This is a genomic window from Nocardioides jishulii (assembly GCF_006007965.1).
GTDB lineage: Bacteria > Actinomycetota > Actinomycetes > Propionibacteriales > Nocardioidaceae > Nocardioides > Nocardioides jishulii.
Genome location: NZ_CP040748.1, coordinates 2,581,126 through 2,603,743, shown reverse-complemented (window position 1 = coordinate 2,603,743; position 22,618 = coordinate 2,581,126). Strand labels below are relative to the sequence as shown.

The window sequence follows — 22,618 nt, the reverse complement described above, 5'->3', positions numbered from 1 at the left end:
GAGCCGTGGACCCCGGCTCTAGGGTGTACCCCGTGACCGACGCCCACCCCGCCGCTCCCGGCCCGCGCCGCATCGTCGCGGCGGTGGTCACCTTCAACCGGCTCACGCTGCTGCAGGGCCTCGTGGCGCGCCTGCGCGAGATCGACGGCGTCGCCGAGATCGTGGTCGTCGACAACGCCTCCTCCGACGGCACCGGTGCCTGGTTGCGTGGTCTGGAGGGCACGCCCGGCACGCCCGTCGTGCCCCGCCTGCTGGACGAGAACCGGGGCGGCGCCGGTGGCTTCCGTGAAGGGCTGGACGTCGCCGTGGAGCGTGGGGCTGACCTGGTCTGGCTGATGGACGACGACGGCATGCCCGACCCCGACTGCCTCGAGGTGCTGCTCGCCCACGACGGGGAGCTCGACTTCTGGGGGCCGGCCGTGGTCGACGAGGAGCGCGGCGACCGGCTCGTCTTCCCGATCCGGCTGCCCGGGACCTCCACCGTCGTCCACGACATGGCCGCGGTCCGGGCGGCTGCGACCGACGGCCTGATCCGCGACGTGGTGATCCCCTTCAACGGCGTCCTGGTCACCCGTGAGCTGGTGCAGAAGATCGGCTCGGTGCGGGCCGAGCTCTTCATCTGGGGCGACGACCACGAGTACAGGCTGCGCGCCGAGCGCGCCGGTGCCCGGATCGCCACCGTGGTCGACGCCGTGGTCCGCCACCCCTCGGTCGGGGCGCTGGGCACCCCGATGCTCGGCGGCCGGATGACCTACAACCACAGCCCCAGCGACCTCAAGCACTACTGCATGGCCCGCAACAACCTGCTCAACCTGCGCGAGTACCGCGGGACGCCCCACGCCCTGGCCTTCGTCGCCAAGACGGTGTGGTTCTACCTCTTCACCCACCGCGACCCGGCGCGGCTGCGGCTGAGCTTCTCCGCCTTCGCCGCTGCGCTGCGCGGCGACTTCACCGGACACCGGAGGTTCCTCGCATGACCGCCCCCGACGGGCCCGGACGCGAGAGCGTCGCCGTGGTGATCGTCACCTACAACCGCGCCGACCTGCTCACCCGCATGCTCGACGGCCTGGCGGCGCAGACGCGCCTTCCCGACGCCGTCGTGGTCGTCGACAACGCCAGCACCGACCACACGGCCGAGGTGCTGGCGGCGCGCGACGACCTGCCGCTGCAGGTGATCTCCTCGCCCGAGAACCTCGGGGGAGCTGGCGGCTTCCACCTCGGGACGAAGACCGCGTACGAGGCCGGGTACGACCGGATCTGGCTCGTCGACGACGACACCGTGCCCGCCCCCGACTGCCTGGCCGTGCTCATGGCCGCCGACGAGGACTGCCTGATGGTGGTGCGCGAGGACCTGGCGGGCCACCTGGTGGAGAAGTCCGCGCTGCGCTTCGACCTCGCCAACCCGCTCGCCATCCGGCCGAAGACGGCGAGCGTCGACTCGACGTACGCCTCGCGGGCCGACATGCCGGAGCGGGTGCCCGTCGAGAACGTCGCGTTCGAGGGGTTCATGACCCGGAGCAGCGTGATCGACGAGATCGGCCTGCCGGACCCCTCGTTCTTCATCTTCTACGACGACGTCGACTTCGCCATCCGGGTCCGTCGGTCGGGGCGCACCATCTGGGCGCAGCGTGACGCGGTGCTGGTGCGCCAGCTCGACTTCAACCAGCAGCACGACCTGTCGGGGTGGAAGGGCTACTACATGTACCGCAATCTTTTCGTGGTGCACCTGCGCTACGGGGAGAACCTCCTGGTCCGGCTCAAGCCGCTCCTGATCACCCTGGCCGTGGTGGTCCTGAGCCCCCTGCGCGGCGGACGGGCCGAGGCCGGCAACGTGACCCGGGCCATGAGGGACGCGTGGGGGATGCGCGCCGTGCCGGGACCCCGCCCCGCACGCCGCTAGACTCGCTTGGCCTGTGCCCCCAGGGGCCAGCACTGTTGTGAAGAATCCCTTCGTGAGGAGCACGTCTTGTCCGAGTCCGTCCCGTCGACCGAGCCCAGCGACCTGCCTGATCTGGTGGTCGTGGGCTCCGGCTTCTTCGGCCTCACGGTCGCTGAGCGTTGCGCCAACGATCTCGGCCTGAAGGTGCTCGTCCTCGAGCGTCGCCCGCACATCGGCGGCAACGCCTACTCCGAGTTCGACGAGGAGACGGGCATCGAGGTGCACAAGTACGGCACGCACCTCTTCCACACCTCCAACAAGCGGGTGTGGGAGTACGTCAACCGCTTCACCGAGTTCACGAACTACCAGCACCGGGTCTTCGCGAAGTACCAGGGGCAGGTCTACTCGTTCCCGATGAACCTGGGCCTGATCAACCAGTTCTTCGGCAAGTCGCACACCCCCGACGAGGCGCGCGCGCTGATCGCCGAGCAGGCCAGTGAGATCGCCACCGAGGACGCCACCAACCTCGAGGAGAAGGCGATCTCCCTGATCGGCCGCCCGCTCTACGAGGCGTTCGTCAAGGGCTACACCTCCAAGCAGTGGCAGACCGACCCCAAGGAGCTGAGCGCGGACATCATCACGCGCCTCCCGGTCCGCTACACGTTCGACAACCGCTACTTCAACGACACCTACGAGGGGCTGCCGGTCGACGGCTACACCGCGTGGCTCGAGCGCATGGCGGAGCACCCGAACATCACCGTCCAGCTCGAGACCGACTTCTTCGCCGTCGCCGACGACTACAAGGGCAAGGTCCCGATCGTCTACACCGGCCCGGTCGACGAGTACTTCGACAACTCCGAGGGTCGCCTCTCGTGGCGCACCATCGACCTGGAGCAGGAGACGCTCGACGTCGACGACTACCAGGGCACCGGCGTGGTCAACGCCAACGACGCCGACGTCCCCTTCACCCGGGTGCTCGAGTTCAAGCACCTGCACCCGGAGCGCAAGCACCTCGCCGGCAAGACCATCGTGGTGCACGAGTACAGCCGCTTCGCCGAGGAGGGCGACGAGCCGTACTACCCGATCAACACCGCCGAGGACCGCGCCAAGCTGCTGAAGTACCGCGAGCTGGCCAAGGACGAGCCGATGGTCCTCTTCGGTGGCCGCCTGGGCACCTACAAGTACCTCGACATGCACATGGCGATCGGTGCAGCCCTCTCCATGTACGACAACAAGATCCGCCCGCACTTCGCCGACGGCGAGCCCTTCAAGAGCGGAGGAGTGGACGCATGAGCCGCACCCCCAAGGCCGCGACCGTGACCCGGTTGCTGCAGCGCCAGATCCTGCCCACCCAGAGCGACTCGGACGTCTTCCGGCTCTACGTCGACCCCGAGCCCGCCGTGCTGGACGCCGACAAGTACGAGGTCGGGGCCAACCGCAACGCCCAGGAGCTCAACGCCGCGCAGATGCGCCAGTCGATCTCGACCGGCGCCTCGATCCACCCCGACCAGATCCTCAACCGCACCGCGCTGCGGGTCGTGGCGGGGGACAAGCTGTCGTTCGGCACCTACTTCAACGCCTTCCCGGCGAGCTACTGGCGCCGGTGGACGGTCGTCACCGACGTCACCCTCACCGTGCGGCTCACGGGCGTCGGCGCCTCGCTGACCGTCTACCGGTCGATGGCCAACGGCCGTTCGCAGCGCGTCGAGACGGTCACCACGGGCGAGAAGTCCGCGGGCGCCTTCACCTTCGAGCTGCCGCTGAAGCCCTTCGTCGACGGCGGCTGGTACTGGTACGACGTCGTTGCCGGTGAGGACGACGTCGTCGTCGAGTCCGCCGAGTGGACCGCCGAGGTCCCCGCCGACCGCGCCGAGCACGGCACCGTCGACATCGGCATCACCACGATGAACCGTCCCGACTTCTGCGCCGACCTGATCGTCCAGATCGGGGAGGACCCCGACCTGCGCCCCTACCTCGACGAGGTGCTCGTCATGGAGCAGGGCACCAAGCTGGTCACCGAGGACGAGGACTTCCCGCGCGCCCAGGCGGCGCTCGGCGACCAGCTCCGGGTCATCGAGCAGGGCAACCTCGGCGGCTCCGGCGGTTACGCCCGCGGCCAGCTCGAGTCGGTGCGCAAGGGCACGGCGACGTACTTCATGTGCCTCGACGACGACGTGATCTGCGAGCCCGAGGGCATCATCCGCGCCATCACCTTCGGTGACCTGGCCCGCCGTCCCACGATCGTGGGCGGCCACATGTTCTCGATCTACTCCCGCGCCCGCCTGCACTCCTTCGGCGAGATCGTCCAGCCCTGGCGCTTCTGGTGGGAGTCGGCTCCGGGCGTCTTCGGCGACTGGGACTTCGGCGCCCGCAACCTGCGCTCCACCCGTTGGCTGCACAAGCGCGTGGACGTGGACTTCAACGGCTGGTTCATGTGCCTGATCCCGCGCCAGGTGCTCGAGGAGATCGGGCTGTCGCTGCCGGTCTTCATCAAGTGGGACGACTCCGAGTACGGCCTGCGCGCCCGCGCGGCCGGCTACCCGACCGTCACGTTCCCCGGTGCCGCCGTCTGGCACGTGCCGTGGACCGACAAGAACGACGGCCTGGACTGGCAGTCGTACTTCCACCAGCGCAACCGCTTCATCGCCGCGCTGCTCCACTCGGCCTACCCCAAGGGCGGCCGCATGGTGCAGGAGAGCTTCAACCACCAGGTCAAGCACATCGTCTCGATGCAGTACTCGACCGTGGAGCTGCGCCACAAGGCCCTCGAGGACGTGCTCGCCGGACCGCGCGCCCTGCACGGCGAGCTCGCGACGAAGCTGCCCGAGATCCGCGAGTTCGTGAAGCCCTTCTCCGACGCGCAGCTGCAGGCCGACCCGGACGCCTTCCCGCCCGTACGCCGCCACAAGCCGCCGCGCAAGGGCAAGGACGACACCGGTGTCCCCACCGGCATGCAGACGAGGCTGGCCGCCCTCAAGGCGCCGATCCGTCAGCTGCTGCCGGTGCGCCCGACCTCGCGCCAGAACCCCGAGGCAGAGCTGCCCGCGATGGACTCGCAGTGGTACCGACTGACCAAGTACGACTCGGTCGTCGTCTCCATGCCCGACGGCTCCTCGGCCGCCCTCTACCAGCGTGACCCGGAGAAGTTCCAGGAGCTGCTGAAGAAGACGGTCGACATCCACCTGCGTCTGCGCAAGGAGTGGCCGCGCCTGGCGAAGGAGTACCGCGACGCGCTGGGCGAGATCACCTCGCCCGAGGAGTGGGAGAAGACCTTCGCCCCGTGGATGTCGCAGGGGACGGAGCAGTCCGGGTCCACCGAGAGCCCTGCGGCGGACGCATGAGCCAGGCTCCCACGATGCGAGGGGAGGAGCTGCCTCCCCTCGCGCCGCCGGCCTCGAACTCGGGCCTGCTCGAGGTCTTCCGCCAGCGCTACCTGCTCGGGATGCTGGTGCGCAACACGATCAAGTCGCGCTACCAGGGCACCGCGCTGGGCTGGACGTGGAGCTACCTCCAGCCGGGCGTGCGGTTCCTGATGTTTTACTTCGTCTTCCAGGTGGCGATCGGCCGCGGGGGAGACGACGTCCCGAACTTCGCGATCCACCTGTTCGCCGGCATGATCCTGGTCCACTTCTTCACCGAGACCTTCAACGGCGGCACGGCCTCGCTGGTGCGCAGCCGTGGGCTGATCTCCAAGCTGGCGATGCCCAAGGAGCTCTTCCCGGTGTCACGGATGCTGGTGGCCCTGTGGCACACCGGTCCGATGCTGGTGATCCTCCTCGTGGCGTGCGTGCTGCTGGGCTGGGTCCCGGACCCGGTCGGAGTCGGCGCGGGACTGCTGGCCTTCGGGATCCTGATCCCGCTCGGGCTCGGGCTGGCGCTCTTCTTCAGCGTGCTCAACGTGTTCATGCGTGACTTCGGCAAGGTGGTGGGCACGCTCACCCAGTTCACGACCTTCTCGGTGCCGATGATCTACCCCTACACGATGGTCCACGAGCGGTTCGGTGACCTGGGGTCGCAGATCTACCTGCTCAACCCGGTCGCCGAGGCGGTGCTGCTGCTGCAGCGTTGCTTCTGGGTCGGCACGGCAGACAATCCTCAGCACCTGATCGACACCCACTTCCCGGACGACCTGTGGGCGCGGGGCGGGATCATGTTCGTGGCCTCCGTGGTCTTCCTCGTGGTGGCGCAGCTGTGGTTCAGCAAGTACGAAAAGCGCGTCCCGGAGAGGCTCTGAGATGACCAACTTCATCGAGGTGCGCGACGCCACGAAGACCTTCCGCATGCAGTACCACCGCTCCCTGAAGCAGATGGCGCTGGCGAAGGCTCGAGGCATGAAGACGCACGACACGTTCAACGCGGTCGACGGTGTCAGCTTCGACGTCAAGGAGGGCGAGGCCATCGGCCTCATGGGCCTCAACGGCTCGGGCAAGTCGACGCTGCTCAAGCTGATCAGTGGCGTGATGAGCCCCGACTCCGGCTCGGTCCTGACGCGCGGCCGGATCGCCGGCCTGATCGCCACCGGTGCGGGGTTCGACCCGCAGCTGTCGGGTCGCGACAACCTGTGGCTCAACGCCGCGATCCTGGGCATGAGCGAGGCGGAGACCCGCCGCAAGTTCGACGAGATCGTGGAGTTCGCCGACCTCGGCAAGTTCCTCGACACCCCGGTGACCTACTACAGCTCGGGCATGAAGGCTCGTCTGGGCTTTGCCGTGGCGATCCACGTGGACTCCGACATCTTCATCGCCGACGAGGCGCTGGCGGTCGGTGACCGCCCGTTCAAGCGCAAGTGCAAGCTGAAGATGGACGAGATCAAGAACTCCGGCACGACGATCTTCTACGTCTCCCATGCGCCGGGCGCAGTCCGCAACCTGTGCACCCGGGTCCTGGTCCTGGAGAAGGGCAAGCTCGCCTTTGACGGGGGAGTGGAGGAAGGTATCCGTTTCCTGAAGTACGACGACCCCGACGCCAACGTCGGTGGCGACCCGAACGATGCCGACGACGGTTTGGGTGCCGACATCTGACATCTGAACGGACTAGACACGGAGAGGCCGACCCCCATCGGGGGTCGGCCTCTTTTCTTTACCTTTTCGCGCCATTCAGCCGTCAGAACGGCCGGAACTACGCCATTCTGGGGATCGAAAAGTTGACAAAGTGCGAGTTGGTCGGCGTGGCGACTGGAAATTACACCGTTGTAGTTACTCAGTTTTACTCGACTGACTGGTGTGACTCATGTGAAAGTTGCTCACTGTGTGACTCTTCCCCCGCACTGGAGTAGGCCCTTATGCGTACCAATCAAGCTCGGTTCATCACTGCGTGCCAGACGACCCTGGCGCTCGGTCTCGTGGTGGCCGTCCTCGCCCCGGCGACCAACGTGGTCTCGCTCGACGTCGTCCCGCAGCCCCCTGCCGGACTCGTCCAGGCGGCGCCGCCGGTCAACACCGCCAGCGTCTCGACCTCCGAGGTCCCGGTCGCTCCGGTGGAGCCCGAGGTGAAGGAGTACGCGGTCGCGACCGGTGCGCCCGCCTCGAAGAAGCCCGCCGCCAAGAAGAAGTCCGAGGCGCCGGCCACCAAGAAGCGGGCCGAGAAGCCCAGCAGTGACCACGGGCACGACAGTGGGCACGACGACGGCCACGACCACGGACTCTCCGCGGACGCTGACGAGGTCGTCGAGGCCACCGTCAAGGCTCCGGTGAAGGGCTACGGCGCCGTCGGCGTCACGTGGGACAACGCCGACCAGGTCTCCGAGGGCGACCTCGCGCTCCAGGTGCGTACGCGGGTGGGCGACGAGTGGAGCGAGTGGGGCGACCTCGTCTACCACGACGAGCACGCCCCCGAGGCCGACAGCCCGGACGCCCGCCGGGCCCGTGGCGGCACCGACGCCCTGATCGTCGGCGACGTCGACGAGGTCGAGCTCCGTGCCGACGCCGCCGGTGAGCTGCCCGAGGGCCTCTCGCTCGCCGTCGTCGACCCCGGCACGACCGCCACGCGCGAGGAGGGCCCGGCCATCGAGTCGCAGACCCCCGCCGCGGACGACGACGACGCCAGCGCCCAGGAGGGCGACATCGAGCTGAGCGCGGCCAAGAAGAAGTCGGCTCCCAAGCCCACCATCTACTCGCGCGCCCAGTGGGGTGCCAACGAGAAGCTGCGCGACAAGTCGTCGCTGCGCTACGGCACGATCAAGGCCGGCTTCGTGCACCACACCGTCAACGCCAACAACTACACCGCCGCCGAGGTGCCCGGGATCATCCGCAGCATCTACGCGTACCACACCAAGTCGCGTGGCTGGAGCGACGTCGGCTACAACTTCCTCGTCGACCGCTTCGGCCGGATCTGGGAAGGTCGCTACGGCGGCGTCGACAAGGCCGTCGTCGGCGCGCACACCCTCGGCTACAACGACTACGCCTTCGCGATGTCGGCCATCGGCAACTTCGAGACCGTCAAGCCGCCCCAGGCCATGGTCGACGCCTACGGCGCCCTCATGGCGTGGAAGCTCAGCCTGGCCGGCGTGGACGCCTCCGCCACCAAGGTGAAGGTCGGCAAGGGCACGTTCCAGGCCATCAGCGGCCACCGCGACGCAGGCAGCACCGCCTGCCCGGGCAAGCACCTCTACGCGCGTCTCGGCGACATCCGCAAGCTGGCCAAGTCCGCCCAGGGTGGCTCGGTCGTCACCCCGGCCCCCGCGCCCGCCCCGACCCCGACCCCGAGCCCGGCACCCAAACCGCCGTACTCCACCCCGGTGAAGGACTCCAACCTCGTGGGCACGCCGCACCCCGACCTGGTGGTGCGCCGCAAGTCCGACAACCGCCTGCTGATCATCCCGACCGGCGGCACCTCGAGCCTGCGTGCGCCCAAGGCCGTCTCGACGGGGTGGAAGGCGCGTGGCAAGTTCTTCGTCTCCGCCGACCTCACCGGCGACGGCAGGGCCGACGTCGTGTCGTTGGACTCGAACGGCGTCGCGAGCATCCACGCAGGTGACGGCAAGGGTGGCTTCGCCGCCCCGAAGCGCCGCGTCCTGGCGACCAAGAAGCACGACCTGCTCGTGCCCTACGGCGACCTCAACGGCGACGGGCGGGCCGACCTCGTGGGTCGCGAGATCAAGACGGGCAAGCTCCGCGGATTCGTGCAGAAGAAGAACGGTGGCTTCAGCCGCGTCGACCTCAAGCGCACGGTCAAGCGCTACACGTCACTCACGGCCGTGGGCGACATCACCGGCGACGGGCGTGCTGACCTCATCGGGCGGGACTCCGCCGGCGTGACCTACACCCTGCGTGGCACCGGCAAGAACGCCCTCAGCACCCAGTCGCGTACGCCCGGCACCTGGGCGGCGAGCACCGCCATCGCCGGGGGAGGCGACTTCACCCGCGACGGCGTCAACGACCTCCTGGTCCGCACGTCGAACGGCACCCTCCAGGTCCTGCCCGGACGGGGCAACGGCAGCTTCGGCCTGCCGCTCGGCCCGCTGGGCGTGCGGAAGAAGATCACCAACCTCTCCGTCGCCCCGCTCGTCACCGGCGGACTGCCGGACGTGGTGGCACGCCGCGGCAACTCGCTCGTGCTGCTGACCAACCCGGGCACGTTCGAGCTCGGTGTGCCCATCGGCACCGGCACCACCGCCGGTGGCATCCGGGCCCTGATCAACGCCGGCGACTTCGACGGCGACGGACACGGTGACGTGATCAGCATCCGCAATGACGGTGCCCTGCAGCTGCGTCGCGGCAACGGCACCGGTCGCCTGGCCGACCCGAAGCGCATCGGCGGTGGCTTCTCCGAGGTGCAGAACCTCGAGGCAGTCGGCGACATCGACGGCGACAAGATGCCTGACCTGATCGGCACCGTCGCCGGCAAGACCGTCTTCTACGCGGGGCGCGGCGCCAAGACGGTGGCGGCGGGGGTGCCGGCCACCGGCTTCTCCGGAGCCCTGGGGCGCCTCAAGACCTCCTCGGTCTACAACCCCACGCTGTACGACTGGAAGGTCGCGATCAGCGACGCCCACCTGGCCAAGGGCACCACGGACCTCCTGGCCCGTGACAAGAAGACCGGCCTGCTCTACCTCTTCACCTCGTCGGCGAACGGGCTCACCGGCCGTCGCCTCCTGGGGGAGGGGTTGGGCGCCTACGACCTGGCCGGGTGAGCCGGTCCGCGCGGGGTCACACTCGCGCGGTCACCCGCTCCTGCTCCGCGGTCGCCTCGAGTCGCTCGGGGTCCGCGTTGGCCACCAGGACCATCGAACCGCCTCGCACGAGGGGTTCGATGAAGGTGGCGACACCTGATGGGGAAGTCGGGTTCGCCACCGTCAGGAGGCGGCCGCCGTCGGTGAGGAGACTCCCGGTGGCGGCCGCTTCCATCATGTCGGCCTGCGACACGGTGGCGCCGTCGTCGCCGACCGTCGCCGCGTCGTCGTCGGTGGGCGGGTCCCACGGGATGAAGGAGTCCGGCTGGCCCCAGACCTCCAGGCCGACGTCGCGCACGCCTTCGGGAACTCCGTCAGGGAAGCGCAGGCCCAGCGGGAGCAGGCTGCAGGCCAGCACCTCCAGGTCGTCGGCCCGTTCGGACCACCGCGCGACGGTGGCGGGACCGCAGACCACGGCGTCGACGTCGTCGGAGTCGCTCACCACCAGGCCGACGGTCCAGGCGGCGCCGAGGAAGACCGGGCCGAGCCAGTGCGGAGGAAGATCGATGCGCAGCCGCTGGCCGCGCTCGAGACCGCACTCCTCGGTCAGCAGGCTCGAGACCTTGGCCACCCAGTTGGCGTAGGTCACCACGGAGAGCTCCACGCGTTCGCCGCTCGCGTGGTCGTAGAAGGTGACCAGAGGGTCACCGGGCGCGCGCCGCAGCTGACGGTCCAGGGCGGTGGTGAAGGTGCGGGGAGACGTCATCGGGCCAGCGTAGACGTCGCTCCTCCTAGGATCGTCGCGTGCTGGAGCTGAAACGGGTGGTCAAGGAGTTCGGCGGGCGCACGGTGCTCGACGGCATGACGGCGGCGGTGCGCGAGGGCGAGGTGGTCGCCCTGGTCGGACCCAACGGCGCGGGCAAGACCACGTTGCTGCGGTGCGTGGTCGGCCTCGACGAGCCGGACTCGGGGGAGGTGCTGCTCGACGGCCGCCCCCTGGACACGCGGGACGCGGCGGTCCGCGGCGACGTGCTCGCGCTGCTGGACGACACGGCCTGGTTCCCCGACCTCACGGTGCTCGAGCACCTCGACCTCCTCGCCCGGGCCGACAGCGTGGTGGATCCCACGACGGTGGCTCGCACGGCGCTCGCCGACCTCGGGCTCACCCGCGTGGCCGACCAGGTTCCCGGCACGCTCAGCTCGGGCCAGCGGCAGCGTCTCTCGCTGGCCGTCGCGCTCGTACGCCCGTGGCGGCTGCTCCTCGTCGACGAACCGGAGCAGCGCCTCGACGCCGACGGGAGGGCTTGGCTCGGCGAGTGGCTCGCCCTGCAGGCCCGCGAGGGCCGCTCGGTGCTGATGGCCTGCCACTCCGACGAGCTGGTGACCGCGTCGGGGGCGAGGGTGCTCGAGGTCGGCGCCGGATGAGGGTGGCGCCGCGGCGCCCCGACCGGGGTGGCGACGACGTGGCGGCCCACGAGGCCGTCTCCGCGCTGGCCCGGGCGAGGGCGCGCAGGCGTGACGGCGCGGAGCGCTTCACCGACCTCTACGTGTGGGTGTTCTCCGGGGTGCTCTTCGCCGTCTGGATCGTCTCCTTCGCCCGGGAGACCTTCACCAGCCAGGTGTGCACCGTGGGCGAGGGTGCCGGCTGCGTCCTGCAGCAGCACCCGGCGTCCTCCGCGGTCGCCGTCGCGATGCTGGGGCTCGGTGCCCTGGTGCTCGCCGGCGGTGCGGTGGGGCCGGTCTCCGCCGAGCGGGCAGCCGCCCGCTGGCTTCTGGGCACGACCGCCGAACGCGCCGTGCTGCTGCGCGGCCCCCTCGCGGCGACGGTGGGGGCCGCGGCGCTGGGCGGGACGCTGGTCGGACTCCTCACCGCCCTCGCCGCGCAGGGCGGTGGGCTCGACCCGGTGGTGCTGGCGCTGGGTGCGGTGGTCGGTGCGCTGGGTGCCGCCGTGGTCCAGGTCGCCCTCGTGGTGGTCCAGCCCCGGCTCTCGGGACGCCAACCGGGTCGAGGGGCGGGGGCCGTGCTGGTGCTCCTCGGCCTCACCCTGCTGAGCGCCGTGGTCACCCGTGTCGCGCACCTGCCAGAGCCGCCGGCCGGCGGGTGGCGTGTCGAGGGCCCGGGGCTGGTCGGAGCGGTCGTCACGACCGGGTTGCTGCTCGCCGCTCTGGTGGTCGCCCTGGTGGTCGCCCTGGTCCTGCTGCGACGGCCCGGGAGCGTGCTGGCGGAGCTCTCGGACGCGCAGCTGGCTCGTGGCCGCGAGGTCGTGGACGCCGTCGCCGACTCCGCCCTGATGATGGACGCCACCGCCCTGACCGGACTGCAGCGCCGCCGGGCCGACCTGCGCGGGGGGAGGCACCCGAGCAGGCCGCTGCGGTGGCGGGGAGCGTACGCGTTCCTCGTCGCGGACCTGCGCCTGGTGCGCCGGCGGTGGCGTGCGGTGGCCGTCACGTTCGCGGCTGTGCCGGCCATCGTGGTCGCCGGTGAGGGGTTCGGCTACGGCGGGGCCGTGCTGCTGGCGGGCGTGGTCGCGGCGTGGTCGGGTCGGCAGGCGGGCCAGGGGTTGCGCACCTGGCTCGGCTCCCCGGGGCTGCGTCGGGCGGTGGTGGCACCGACCCACGGGGTCACCCTGGCGCTGACGCTGCTGCCGGCGCTGGCCTCGGCCTGTGTCGCGATGCCCGCCGTGCTTCTCGTGGACGGTCCGTGGTGGGGTGGTCTCCACCTGGCGGTGGCCGGGCTGGCCGCCACCATACGCTCCTCCGACCCGGTGCCCGCCGAGCTCGGTGCCGTGGTGACCACCCCCGCCGGAGCGTTGCCGATCGGAGTGGTCCGGCAGCTCCTCCACGGGCCCGACGTCGCGGTGGCGCTGGCGCTGGTGCTGGTCCTGGTGGGCGAACCGTGGATCCTCCTGACCTCGCTCGCTGCCCTGGGCTGGCAGGTGTCGAAGGAACGCTGAGTCCGACCGTTACCCTCGCTGCCATGGCTGCCACCGACACCTCCACGCCCCGACCTGCGCTCGCGGACTTCTGGGCCGTCGTCCCGGCCGGTGGGGCTGGCACCCGGCTGTGGCCGCTCTCGCGCTCGGGGGCGCCGAAGTTCCTCCTCGACCTCACCGGGTCGGGCCGCACGCTGCTCCAGGCGACCCTCGACCGACTTGCCCCCCTCGCCGCGGACCGCTGCCTGGTGGTGACCGGAGTTGCGCACGCCGACGCGGTACGACGCCAGCTGCCCGGGCTCCCCGACGACCGCGTGGTCGCCGAGCCGTCGCCGCGCGACTCCATGGCCGCCATCGGCCTGGCGGCCGCCATGCTCGAGCGGCTCGACCCCGACGCGGTGATGGGCTCCTTCGCCGCCGACCACGTCATCGGCGACCAGCAGGCGTACGAGGAGTGCGTCACCGCTGCGGTCGAGGCTGCGCGCGAGGGCTGGCTGGTGACGATCGGCATCGAGCCGACCGGCCCCGCCACCGGTTTCGGCTACGTGCGGGCCGGTCAGGCCCTGCCCGGGCTCGCGGCCAGCCGGGTCGAGGAGTTCGTGGAGAAGCCGTCGCTGGAGGTGGCCCGCAGCTACCTCGCCTCGGGGGCCTACCGCTGGAACGCGGGCATGTTCGTGGTCCGGCCGGGCGTGCTGCTCGACCTGCTCGCGGAGACCGACCCTGACTTCACGGCTGCGCTGCGCACGATCGCGGCCACCCCGGAGCGGCTGGAGGAGATCTGGCCGACCCTGCCTCGGATCGCCATCGACCACGCCGTCGCGGAGCCGGCGGCCGCCGCCGGTCGGGTGGCCTGCGTGCCCGGCCGCTTCACCTGGGACGACGTCGGCGACTTCTCCTCACTGGGCGACCTCCTCGCCGCACTCGCCGGCGACGACGCCCGCCTGCGGGTGATCGGCGACGCCGCACAGGTGCGTACGCACGATGCCACCGGCCTGGTCGTGCCGGCAGGCGGACGGACCGTCGCGGTGGTCGGGATCGAGGACGTCGTCGTCGTCGACACCCCCGACGCCGTGCTGGTCACCACGAAGGCCCGGGCGCAGGAAGTGAAATCGATCGTGGCCGCCCTCAAGGAGGACGGCCACGACGAGCTGGTCTGAGCTGGTCCGGGTCAGCCGGCGCCGGGCTCCGGGGAGTCCATGTAGGGGTACTCGTTCATGAAGTCCTCGAGGGCCTCGCCGCTGGGCTCCGAGCAGTACTGCCAGACGCCGACCTGCTTGGCGGTGTCGGTCTCCCCGGTGCCGCCCGCCGACCAGTGGGTCAGCGCCACGTGCTGGCCCTCGGGAAAGGCGTCGCCGTCCTCGGCGGTCCACGGCGCGGCCTTGAACTTGTTGCGCATGTCGTCGCCGTCGAACTTGGCCGCGAGCCCCTTGACCACGTCCAGCTTGGCGTCGTCCTTGGCGATGGTCTCGTCGTACCAGAGGATCGTGTAGCCGTGCTCGAGGTTGTGCACGAGGTAGCCGAGCTCCGGGCGGTCCTCGCCGTAGAACTTGCGCTGCATCGGCTCCCACGAGTCGTAGTGGGTGCCGAAGGCCGGGGGCGCGTCGGCGTAGGGGATCGGGGTGCCCGGCGTCTCGTGGTCCATCATGCCGTCGGCCGGCTTGGTCGTGATGTCCTGGCAGACATCGGCGGCCTTGGCGCCGATGCTGGAGAGCTCCTTCGCCTTGAACTCACGCTGCGAGAACGCGTCGGAGACGGGCTTCCAGGCGGCGGCCGCGATGATCAGCACGCCCAGGATGACCGAGACACCGACGATCATGCCTCCGCGGCGCCGGTCGGCTGCCTTCTGGGAGTTGCGGATCTCCTCGATGACGGCCTGACGGTTCGTCTTGTCCTGCTTGGCCACGATGGGTCGTACCTTCGCTGTCGGCGCACAGTCGGGGGAGTACTGGTGCGGTGGAGAGGCGTTCCGGGGTGGGACCGCGCCTCAGGTCGGGGTGAGTCTACGGACTGGCGGGTGAGAGGCGGGCGAAGCTCACGGATTCGCTCGGCGCCGCCTCGGCGAGCTCGGCCTTCCAACCGTGGGCCACGCACAGGGCCGTCAGGGCGGCACGGGGGAGGGGTGAGACGGTCCGCAGCTCCCACGCGTCGCCCGACGGCGCGAGCAGCGCACCCGGGCTCACCCGGGCGAACGCCTCGGCCAGCTCCTCGGGCGCGGCGGGGGCCCCGAAGACGGGGTGCAGCCTGCTCTCGCCGGACAGCGCCACCACGACCGCCTCGCGGGCGCCGAAGCCGAAGAGGTCGGCACCCTCGGGGCGCTGCAACGAGGCTGCGCCGGGGCCGTGCTCGCCGACGCCCAGCACCAGGTCGGCGCGACCGCGCAGCCGTGCGAGCGGACGACCGCCGAGCTTGCCCTGGGCGAGCTCGGCGGCGCCGGCGATCTCGTCGGCGACCGCGGGGAGCGTGACCTCCAACGGGTTGCCGTAGGGGTCGACCTGCCCGGCGAACTCCTCGCTGGGGTCCAGGCCGGCGGCCCCGATCGCGATGTCGGTCTGGCCGTCGCGCCAGGCGCGGCCGGCGGTGTCGGTGACCACCACGCCCACGTTGGCCCCGGTCAGCTCCAGCAGGCGCTCGCGCAGTCGGCGCGCGGAGGCGTCGGGATCGTCGGGCAGCAGCACGAAGGTGCCGACCTCCACGTTGGAGCGGTCGATGCCGGCAGCCGCCATGACGAGCCCGAGGCGGTTGCGCACGATGCGGGTCCGACCGCGACGCGCGACGACGCGGCGGGTCTCCTCGACCAGCGCCTTCTCGTACGCCGCCTCCCCGTCGGCGCCGGTCCCGGCGGCGACGGTGCGGCCCTCGGCCTTGCTCACGGCCTTGCTGGTGACCACCACGACGTCGCCGTCGGCCAGGTCGATCGCCTCGCTCACCAGCACCGCGAGGTCGGTGCCGGCCGTGACCTCGCCGATCCCGTCGGGGGCGATGACCTCGATGCCGCGCACCTCAGGCGCCGGCCACGAGCTGCACCGCGGCCGCCGCCATCGCGGCGGTGGCCTCGGGTGAGGTCATCATCAGGGGCACCGCAGCGGCGTCCAGCCCACTGACCTGGAGACCGGCCACGGCGTCGGCGTCGGTCTCGTCGACCAGCCAGCCGTCGAGCAGTCCGCCGCTGCGCCGCGCGCCGTAGTGGCGCCCGACGCCGGCCGCGCTGACCTCGACGCCGATGGCGGTGAGCATCTGGCGCGCCATGCCGTGCACGGGCTCGCCTCCGACGATGGGGGAGAGGCCGACGACCTTGGCCGGGGTCGTACGCACGGCGTCACGCACGCCGGGCACGTCGAGGATCGTGCCCAGGGAGACCACGGGGTTGGAGGGCGGCAGGATGACGAGGTCGGCTCCGCTGATCGCCTCGAGCACGCCGGGGGCAGGGGTGGCCTGGTCCAGCCCGACGAAGGCCAGCGCCTCGACGGGGACCTGGGCGCGCAGCCGCACCCAGTACTCCTGGAAGTGGATGACACGACGTCCGCTGGGGCTGTCGGGGTCGGCGACGGCCACGTGGGTCTCGACCCGGTCGTCGGTCATCGGCAGCAGGGTGACGCCCGGCTGCCAGCGACGGCACAGGGCAGCGGTGACCTTCGACAAGGGGTAGCCGGCGTCGAGCATCTGCGTCCGCACCAGGTGGGTGGCGACGTCACGGTCGCCGAGACCGAACCAGGTGGGCTCGACGCCGTAGGCCTCGAGCTCGGCCTTGACGCTCCACGTCTCGTCGCGGCGGCCCCAGCCCCGATCGGGGTCGATGCCGTCACCGAGGGTGTACATGACGGTGTCGAGGTCGGGGCAGACCTTGAGGCCGTGGAGCCAGATGTCGTCGGCGGTGTTGGCCACCACCGTGACGCGGGCGTCGGGGTGGACGTGGGGGAGGGTCCTCGAAGAGATGCCGTGGAGCAGGCCGCGGAGGAACTTCGCGCCCCCCATACCACCGGAGAGAACCGTGATGTCGCGCATACGACATATCTTTGCCTGAACCCTTCTGCGACACGCAGGAGACCCCAGACTTCTGTGGATCGGGCTTGACTTACGTGCGCGACAAGCATGTAATTCCACTAGTGTTGTTCAAACGGTCCTCACGACGGGGAGAGGTCCGGACACTGGGTTGAAAGGAGAGGGCCGATGCGGGAACTGTTTCTCCTCGATGCCGACACCGAAGAAATGGGTTGGCAGGATCGAGCGCTCTGCGCACAGACCGACCCCGAAGCCTTCTTCCCTGAGAAGGGTGGCTCGACCCGTGAGGCCAAGAAGGTCTGCCTGACGTGTGACGTCCGCACCGACTGCCTGGAGTATGCGCTCATGAACGACGAGCGGTTCGGGATCTGGGGCGGCCTCTCCGAGCGGGAGCGTCGCAAGCTGAAGAAGCGCGCCGTCTGACCTGTTCCGCCTCCGCACACTCTCCGTGCCCGATTCGCACGGTCTTGATGCCCTTCCCTAGGGTTGACGGGTGACCGTCTCCGCCGTACTGATCAGCCACGACGGGGCGAGGTGGCTGCCGAACGTCCTCGAGGGGATGCGCAGCCAGCACCGTCCTGCCGATCGCTGCCTCGCCGTCGACACCGGCAGCAAGGACGAGTCCCGAGGCCTCCTGGTGGAGGCCTTCGGCGAGGACTCCGTCGTCGACCTCCCGGTCTCCACCTCTTTCCCCGCCGCCGTGCGGGCCGCCCTCGACGCTCTCCCACCCGCTGACGAGGACGAGTGGATCTGGCTGCTGCACGACGACTCCGCGCCGGACCACGAGGCGCTGGCGTGGCTGCTCGCCGCCTCGCAGGAGTATCCCGACGTCGAGATCTTCGGCCCCAAGCTGCGCGAGTGGCCCTCCCTGCGCCGGCTCCTCGAGCTCGGGGTGACCATCTCCGGCACGGGCCGTCGGGAGACCGGCCTCGAGCGCGGGGAGTACGACCAGGGGCAGCACGACCAGGAGCGCGAGGTGCTGGCCGTGAACACCGCCGGCATGCTCGTGCGTCGTCGCGTGCTGGAGGAGCTCGGAGGCTTCGACGAGCGGCTGCCGCTCTTCGGCAACGACGTCGACTTCGGGTGGCGGGCCGCGCGCGCGGGGCACCGGACGTACGTCGTCCCCCAGGCCGTGGTCTTCCACGCCGAGGCCGCCAGCCGGGGCACCCGCCGCACCGCGCTCACCGGACGCCACCCGCACTACCAGGAGCGCCGCGCCGCGCTCCTGACGTTGCTGGCCAACGTGAAGTCCCGCCAGCTGCTCTGGCAGACGTTCCGCCTCTTCTTCGGCACCCTGCTCCGCGTCCTGGGGCTGCTGGGCGTGCGGGCGGTGGGCCAGGCGCTCGACGAGCTGGCCGCGCTGCTCTCGATCTACACCCATCCCGGCCAGGTCCGAGCCGCCCGCCGTGAGCGTGCCGCGCTGCGTGAGCACTCCCCGCGCGACGTCTCCGCCCTGCGGCCGCCCTGGTGGCTGCCCTACCGGCACGGACTCGACGTGGCCACCGACCTGGCCTCCGCGCTCGCGAGCAGCGCCCAGGACCTCTCCGACCGGCGCCGTGAGGCGAAGGAGGCGGCGCTGGCCGCCGAGATCGCGTCCTCGCCCGCGCTCGCACCGCTCCAGGCCGCCAAGGAGCCTCGGCGCTCCGACGACCCCGATGACGACGACGCGGAGCTCTACGCCGACTCCGGGCTGGTCTACCGCTTCTTCACCAACCCCGTCGCGCTCGTCCTCACCCTCTTCGTCGTGCTCGCCGTGGTCGCCGCCCGCGCGGCCTTCGGCGAGATCCAGGGGGGCGCACTGTCACCCGTCCCGCAGAGCGCGGCCGACTGGTGGCGCCTCCACGTCGAGTCCCAGCACCCGCTCGGCACCGGCAGCCGGGTCCCGGCGCCGGCCTACGTCGCCCTCTTCGCGGTCGCCGGCCTCTTCACCGGCGGCAACGCGGGTGCGGTGATCAGCGTCCTGATGCTCCTGGCCGTGCCGATCGCGCTGTGGGGAGCGTGGCGCCTCCTGCGCCTGGTCGGCCGTCTGGTCGACCCGCGTGGCCTCTCGACCTGGGTCCTGGTCTGGGGGTCGGTGACCTACGCACTCGTGCCCGCCACCTCCGGCGCCTGGGGCGAGGGCCGCTTCGGGACCGTCGCGCTCGCGGCGCTGCTGCCCTGGCTGGCCCACGCCGCCATCGGCTTCGCCGACCCCGACGCCGAGCGTCGCTGGCGAGCCGCCTGGCGTACCGGGCTGCTCCTCGCGCTCTGCTCGGCCTTCGTGCCCGGTGTCTGGCTCTTCGGCCTGCTGGCCTCTGCGCTCGTCGTCGCGGCCGCCTTCGCGATCAGTCCCCGGCTGCTGCGCGAGCGGTCCGCGTGGGGGCCGCCCGCCCTCGCGCTGGGACTCGTCCCGGTGCTGCTGCTCCCGTGGTTCCTGCCCCTGCTGGGCACCGGAGCCGTGCAGGGACTCCTCCTCGAAGCGGGACGCCTGCCCGTCTCGGCCGTCGACTTCACCGACCTGGCGACCGGACGCCTCTCCGACCTCGGCGCGCCGTGGTGGCTCGGTGTCCCGATCGGGGTGCTCGCCGTCCTGGCCATCGCCCCGATCTCCACCCGGGTGCCGGTGATGATCGGATGGCTCGTCGCGCTCCCCGCCGCCTGCGTGGTCGCGGTGCTGGGGCTCGTCGTGCTCGACCTCCCGGCGACCTCGACCCCGCCCAGCATGGGCTTCTTCGTCGTGGTGCTCCAGGGCATCGCCATCGTCGTGATCGCCCTCGGCACCGGTGCCCTCGTACGGCGCCTCTCCGGTGACCCGCACCCGTGGTGGCAGCGAGCCATTGCGGCCGTGGTCGCCGCGGTGGCCGTGGCCGTGCCGCTGGGCGGCATCGTCTGGTGGCTCGGTGCCGACAACGCCTTCCACGAGGACCGGGCCGAGGTGGTTCCGGCCTACATGGCGCAGAGCTCCCTGACCGGGGACGACCACGGCGTCCTCGTGGTGCGCGGCTCGGTCGACGACGGCGTCACCTACCGGGTCCGACGTGGCGACGGGATCACCGTGGGGGAGGACGAGATCCTCGGCCTGACCCCGGAGGACCGCGAGATGACCGACATCGTCACCCGCCTCGTCTCAGCCCCCAGCCCTCGTGACGTGGAGGCCCTGGCCGAGCACGGCATCGAGTACGTCGTGCTCCCGGCACCCGTCGACGGGCGCGTCTCCGCCGGCCTCGACGCGGTCGACGGACTGGTCCAGGCCAGCGCCGAGGACCGCTCCACCCGCGCCTGGCGCGTCGACCGCGAGACCTCGGTCGCTGGTGTGGCCAGCGAGGTGAGCGCGGGGCGCGTCCTGCTCCTGGTCATCCAGGGGGCCGCCTGGCTGGTGGCCCTGGTGGCCGCCGCCCCTACTCTCGTGCGATCGAGGTCCGCCGCATGACCCCCGAGCCCCGCCCCTCCCGCCGCGCCGAGCGTCCCGACACCCGCGACCGGCGGCGCGCGCTCGTCTCCGGGCAGCGCTCCGTCAACCCGCTGACCGTCCTGGCGTTCGTGATCCCCCTCGCCACGGTCGGGCTCCTCGCGACCGTCGACCCGGCCCCGACCGAGGACTCCGCGAAGCCGCCCTCCGCGACGCCGCTGACCTCGACCGTCGTGGTCTGCCCACCGGCGCTCGCAGGCGCCGACACCTTGCAGGCAGCCCTGGCCGACCCGGACGTCTCGGGAGCACTGCGTACCTCCGGTGCCGACCTGGAGGTCGGTTCCGGGGCCGTCGCGACGTGGCGTACGAAGGGCACCGACCTCCTGCGCGGGCAGGGCCCGACCGCCTCGGGCCTGGTCGCCAGCCGCAGCGGCGGCGGCATCGCCACCGACTGCCTGCGCCCGAGCAGCGACGTGTGGTTCGCCGGCGTCGGCGCGGGGGCCGAGCACTCCTCGGTGCTGCGCCTGGTCAACCCCGACGGTGGCCCCGCCATCGCGGACGTGGTCGTCCACGCCGCCGACGGCATCCGCGAGGTCGCCCGCCTGCGCGGTGTCGCGGTGCCGGCGCGTGACGAGCTCACCCTCGACCTGGCCGCGGTCCTTCCGGAGCGCGACGACGTCTCCCTCCACATCCAGGTCAACCGCGGACGTCTGGCCTCCTCGGTCGTCGACCGGGTCGACCCCTTGGGCAGCGACGACCGGGCCGTCTCCTGGCTCCCGCCCGCCGCCGCGCCGGCCACCGACAGCTACCTCCCCGGGGTCCGGCGCGGGGAGGGCGACCGCACCCTGGTGCTCACCAACCCGGGCACCGACCAGACCCTGGTGCGGCTCAGGGCCGTGACGCCGGAGAGCGAGTTCGCGCCGGCCGACGTGCCCGAGATCGCCGTGCCGGGCGGTGCCACCGTGAGCGTCGACCTGGGTGCCTTCCTGCGTTCGCGGGCCGCCGCTGGCCTGGTGGCCCTGCGCCTGCAGGCCGATGCCCCCGTCGTCGGCCTCCTGCGCACGACGGACGGCAACACACTGAGCCATGCCGTGGCCACGGCGCCCCTGACCGGGTCGGGCGCGACGACCCTCGCCGGAGGGGACCACCGTCTGGTGGTGGCCGGCGCCCAGGAGCCGTCGGACGTCCGGGTCCGGCAGCGTGCCGCCGACGGCACGCCGCTCAAGGAGCGGCGGCTGACCGTACGCCCCGGGCAGGGCGCCCGGCTCGACCTCGCGGGTCGCGCCCGTTGGGTGGAGGTCGTGGTGGACGGGGTGCCGGTCGTGGCGGCGGTCGAGTCCGGCGCGGGGACGGTACGACCTGTGCGTGAGCTGGTCACCGACAACTGGGTGCCGCACGTGGGCCCCGCGCTCTACTGACGCGGCGCTCCACCGACGCGACGCCTGCTGGGACGTCACTCGCGGCCTTCACAGGTTGCGCGGGTCGACGTCCTCGGGGTCCATCCCGAGCAGCTCGGCGACCTGCTCGACGACCACGGTGAGGACCAGCGCGCGCAGCTCCTCGCGCGTGTCGGCGCGGTGCTCCAGGGGGCGGCGGAAGAGGACCAGCCGACTCGGCGTGGCCCCCTGGCCGCGCACCACCGACGCGAGCGGCACCCCGGCGTCGTCCCAGTCGTCGGGCACCAGCGGCGCGTCCTCGACCGCGTACTCGACGAGCCCGAGCCGGTCGTGCCAGTGGGCGTCGATGACCTTCACCACGCTGAGCACGAGGGCGTCGAAGCGCTCCCGCTCGCTGCCCAGGGCCGGGGTGCCGAGCGTTCGCGGCATGACGCCCGGCCCACGCATGCCCCGACCGCGGCGATCCCGGGTCCGGCGCGGCGCGATCTCCATGCCGCGAGCCTAGACGGCACCGCGTGCATCGCGAGGTAACGTCTGCGGTGTGAATTCCGCCCGTCGTTGCTCGCGCACCGCGTGCGGCCGCAACGCGGTCGCGACCCTGACGTACGTGTACGCCGACCAGACGGCGGTCCTGGGCCCCCTCTCCATCCACGCCGAGCCGCACGCCTACGACCTGTGCGAGCAGCACAGCGAGCGGCTCTCAGCCCCTCGGGGCTGGGAGGTGCTGCGCCTGGCCAACGACCTGCGCGACACCGGGCCGTCCAACGACGACCTCCTTGCGCTCGCCGACGCCGTCCGTGAGGCCGCCCGGCCCTCGGAGCCGGCGCCGCGGACTCCGCCGACCGACGACCCCTCCCAGGGCGTGCGGCGCGGGCACCTGCGTGTGCTGACCACGGACTGACCCTCTGTGCG

The 22,618-nt window shown here is 71.5% G+C and carries 19 protein-coding genes; 14 read left to right on the top strand and 5 right to left on the bottom strand.

Annotation, left to right across the window (positions count from 1 at the left end):
• Window positions 1-32 precede the first annotated feature (32 nt).
• The 7 genes from FCL41_RS12355 (at window position 33) to FCL41_RS12325 (ending at window position 10,010) form a co-directional block, all read left to right on the top strand.
• On the top strand, window positions 33-977 hold the full coding sequence (locus FCL41_RS12355; protein WP_137067192.1) for a glycosyltransferase: 945 nt from the start codon (window positions 33-35) through the stop codon (window positions 975-977).
• Window positions 974-1,900 carry a glycosyltransferase family 2 protein gene (locus tag FCL41_RS12350; RefSeq protein ID WP_137067191.1) on the top strand — a complete coding sequence of 309 codons (927 nt, stop codon included), beginning with the start codon at window positions 974-976 and terminating at the stop codon, window positions 1,898-1,900. Before FCL41_RS12355 ends, FCL41_RS12350 begins: the two co-directional genes overlap by 4 nt.
• A 66-nt stretch (window positions 1,901-1,966) precedes the next feature.
• Window positions 1,967-3,172, top strand: a complete 1,206-nt coding sequence (gene glf / locus FCL41_RS12345; RefSeq protein WP_137067190.1) for a UDP-galactopyranose mutase — start codon at window positions 1,967-1,969, stop codon at window positions 3,170-3,172.
• Entirely contained in the window at window positions 3,169-5,220 is a 2,052-nt protein-coding gene (locus FCL41_RS12340; RefSeq protein ID WP_137067189.1) for a glycosyltransferase, read from the top strand. The genes glf and FCL41_RS12340 overlap by 4 nt, the downstream gene beginning before the upstream one ends.
• A complete protein-coding gene (locus FCL41_RS12335) occupies window positions 5,217-6,113 on the top strand; it encodes an ABC transporter permease (protein ID WP_137067188.1) in 897 nt (298 codons plus the stop codon). The genes FCL41_RS12340 and FCL41_RS12335 overlap by 4 nt, the downstream gene beginning before the upstream one ends.
• 1 nt (window position 6,114) lies before the next feature.
• Entirely contained in the window at window positions 6,115-6,900 is a 786-nt protein-coding gene (locus FCL41_RS12330; RefSeq protein ID WP_137067187.1) for an ABC transporter ATP-binding protein, read from the top strand.
• A gap of 260 nt (window positions 6,901-7,160) precedes the next feature.
• The gene (locus FCL41_RS12325; protein WP_137067186.1) at window positions 7,161-10,010 is read left to right on the top strand and encodes an FG-GAP-like repeat-containing protein; all 2,850 of its coding nucleotides are present in this window, start codon (window positions 7,161-7,163) and stop codon (window positions 10,008-10,010) included.
• Window positions 10,011-10,026: 16 nt separating this feature from the next.
• Here the strand turns inward: FCL41_RS12325 and FCL41_RS12320 are convergent, their stop codons facing one another.
• A complete protein-coding gene (locus FCL41_RS12320; RefSeq protein ID WP_137067185.1) occupies window positions 10,027-10,755 on the bottom strand; it encodes a TIGR03089 family protein in 729 nt (242 codons plus the stop codon).
• Window positions 10,756-10,793: 38 nt separating this feature from the next.
• On the opposite strand from FCL41_RS12320, the gene FCL41_RS12315 reads away from it, so the two are divergent.
• Genes FCL41_RS12315 through FCL41_RS12305 form a run of 3 tightly spaced genes read left to right on the top strand, consistent with a single transcriptional unit; the run spans window position 10,794 to window position 14,079 of the window.
• A complete protein-coding gene (locus FCL41_RS12315; protein WP_239021633.1) occupies window positions 10,794-11,414 on the top strand; it encodes an ABC transporter ATP-binding protein in 621 nt (206 codons plus the stop codon).
• Window positions 11,411-12,943 (top strand): DUF6297 family protein, encoded by a 1,533-nt coding sequence (locus FCL41_RS17135; protein WP_170970350.1) that lies wholly within the window; start codon window positions 11,411-11,413, stop codon window positions 12,941-12,943. Before FCL41_RS12315 ends, FCL41_RS17135 begins: the two co-directional genes overlap by 4 nt.
• 23 nt (window positions 12,944-12,966) lie before the next feature.
• On the top strand, window positions 12,967-14,079 hold the full coding sequence (locus FCL41_RS12305) for a mannose-1-phosphate guanylyltransferase (protein ID WP_137067184.1): 1,113 nt from the start codon (window positions 12,967-12,969) through the stop codon (window positions 14,077-14,079).
• Window positions 14,080-14,090: 11 nt separating this feature from the next.
• Here the strand turns inward: FCL41_RS12305 and FCL41_RS12300 are convergent, their stop codons facing one another.
• From FCL41_RS12300 to cofD, 3 genes are all read right to left on the bottom strand, one after another.
• On the bottom strand, window positions 14,091-14,825 hold the full coding sequence (locus FCL41_RS12300) for a DUF3105 domain-containing protein (protein ID WP_137067183.1): 735 nt from the start codon (window positions 14,823-14,825) through the stop codon (window positions 14,091-14,093).
• 97 nt (window positions 14,826-14,922) lie between these two features.
• Window positions 14,923-15,921, bottom strand: coding sequence for a coenzyme F420-0:L-glutamate ligase (gene cofE / locus FCL41_RS12295; protein ID WP_137067182.1), 999 nt, complete (start codon window positions 15,919-15,921; stop codon window positions 14,923-14,925).
• A 1-nt stretch (window position 15,922) separates the two neighbouring features.
• Window positions 15,923-16,924, bottom strand: a complete 1,002-nt coding sequence (gene cofD / locus FCL41_RS12290; protein WP_137067181.1) for a 2-phospho-L-lactate transferase — start codon at window positions 16,922-16,924, stop codon at window positions 15,923-15,925.
• 165 nt (window positions 16,925-17,089) lie between these two features.
• On the opposite strand from cofD, the gene FCL41_RS12285 reads away from it, so the two are divergent.
• The 3 genes from FCL41_RS12285 (at window position 17,090) to FCL41_RS12275 (ending at window position 21,727) form a co-directional block, all read left to right on the top strand.
• The gene (locus tag FCL41_RS12285) at window positions 17,090-17,344 is read left to right on the top strand and encodes a WhiB family transcriptional regulator (protein WP_137067180.1); all 255 of its coding nucleotides are present in this window, start codon (window positions 17,090-17,092) and stop codon (window positions 17,342-17,344) included.
• Window positions 17,345-17,414: 70 nt separating this feature from the next.
• On the top strand, window positions 17,415-20,330 hold the full coding sequence (locus tag FCL41_RS12280; protein WP_137067179.1) for a glycosyltransferase family 2 protein: 2,916 nt from the start codon (window positions 17,415-17,417) through the stop codon (window positions 20,328-20,330).
• On the top strand, window positions 20,327-21,727 hold the full coding sequence (locus FCL41_RS12275; RefSeq protein WP_137067178.1) for a DUF5719 family protein: 1,401 nt from the start codon (window positions 20,327-20,329) through the stop codon (window positions 21,725-21,727). The genes FCL41_RS12280 and FCL41_RS12275 overlap by 4 nt, the downstream gene beginning before the upstream one ends.
• A 48-nt stretch (window positions 21,728-21,775) precedes the next feature.
• Here FCL41_RS12275 and FCL41_RS12270 read toward each other — a convergent pair whose 3' ends face one another.
• Window positions 21,776-22,198: a metallopeptidase family protein gene (locus FCL41_RS12270; RefSeq protein WP_239021632.1), complete on the bottom strand. Its 423-nt coding sequence runs from the start codon at window positions 22,196-22,198 to the stop codon at window positions 21,776-21,778.
• Between the two features lie 49 nt (window positions 22,199-22,247).
• Between FCL41_RS12270 and FCL41_RS12265 the strand changes: the two genes are divergently transcribed.
• Window positions 22,248-22,607, top strand: a complete 360-nt coding sequence (locus FCL41_RS12265; RefSeq protein WP_137067177.1) for a DUF3499 domain-containing protein — start codon at window positions 22,248-22,250, stop codon at window positions 22,605-22,607.
• Window positions 22,608-22,618 lie beyond the last annotated feature (11 nt).

Coding starts and splice junctions, on each gene's coding strand:
- FCL41_RS12350 (WP_137067191.1), top strand. CDS start 974: ATGACCGCCCCCGACGGGCCCGGACGCGAGAGCGTCGCCGTGGTGATC.
- FCL41_RS12340 (WP_137067189.1), top strand. CDS start 3,169: ATGAGCCGCACCCCCAAGGCCGCGACCGTGACCCGGTTGCTGCAGCGC.
- FCL41_RS12335 (WP_137067188.1), top strand. CDS start 5,217: ATGAGCCAGGCTCCCACGATGCGAGGGGAGGAGCTGCCTCCCCTCGCG.
- FCL41_RS12330 (WP_137067187.1), top strand. CDS start 6,115: ATGACCAACTTCATCGAGGTGCGCGACGCCACGAAGACCTTCCGCATG.
- FCL41_RS12325 (WP_137067186.1), top strand. CDS start 7,161: ATGCGTACCAATCAAGCTCGGTTCATCACTGCGTGCCAGACGACCCTG.
- FCL41_RS12320 (WP_137067185.1), bottom strand. CDS start 10,755: ATGACGTCTCCCCGCACCTTCACCACCGCCCTGGACCGTCAGCTGCGG.
- FCL41_RS17135 (WP_170970350.1), top strand. CDS start 11,411: ATGAGGGTGGCGCCGCGGCGCCCCGACCGGGGTGGCGACGACGTGGCG.
- FCL41_RS12305 (WP_137067184.1), top strand. CDS start 12,967: ATGGCTGCCACCGACACCTCCACGCCCCGACCTGCGCTCGCGGACTTC.
- cofD (WP_137067181.1), bottom strand. CDS start 16,924: ATGCGCGACATCACGGTTCTCTCCGGTGGTATGGGGGGCGCGAAGTTC.
- FCL41_RS12285 (WP_137067180.1), top strand. CDS start 17,090: ATGCGGGAACTGTTTCTCCTCGATGCCGACACCGAAGAAATGGGTTGG.
- FCL41_RS12275 (WP_137067178.1), top strand. CDS start 20,327: ATGACCCCCGAGCCCCGCCCCTCCCGCCGCGCCGAGCGTCCCGACACC.
- FCL41_RS12270 (WP_239021632.1), bottom strand. CDS start 22,198: ATGGAGATCGCGCCGCGCCGGACCCGGGATCGCCGCGGTCGGGGCATG.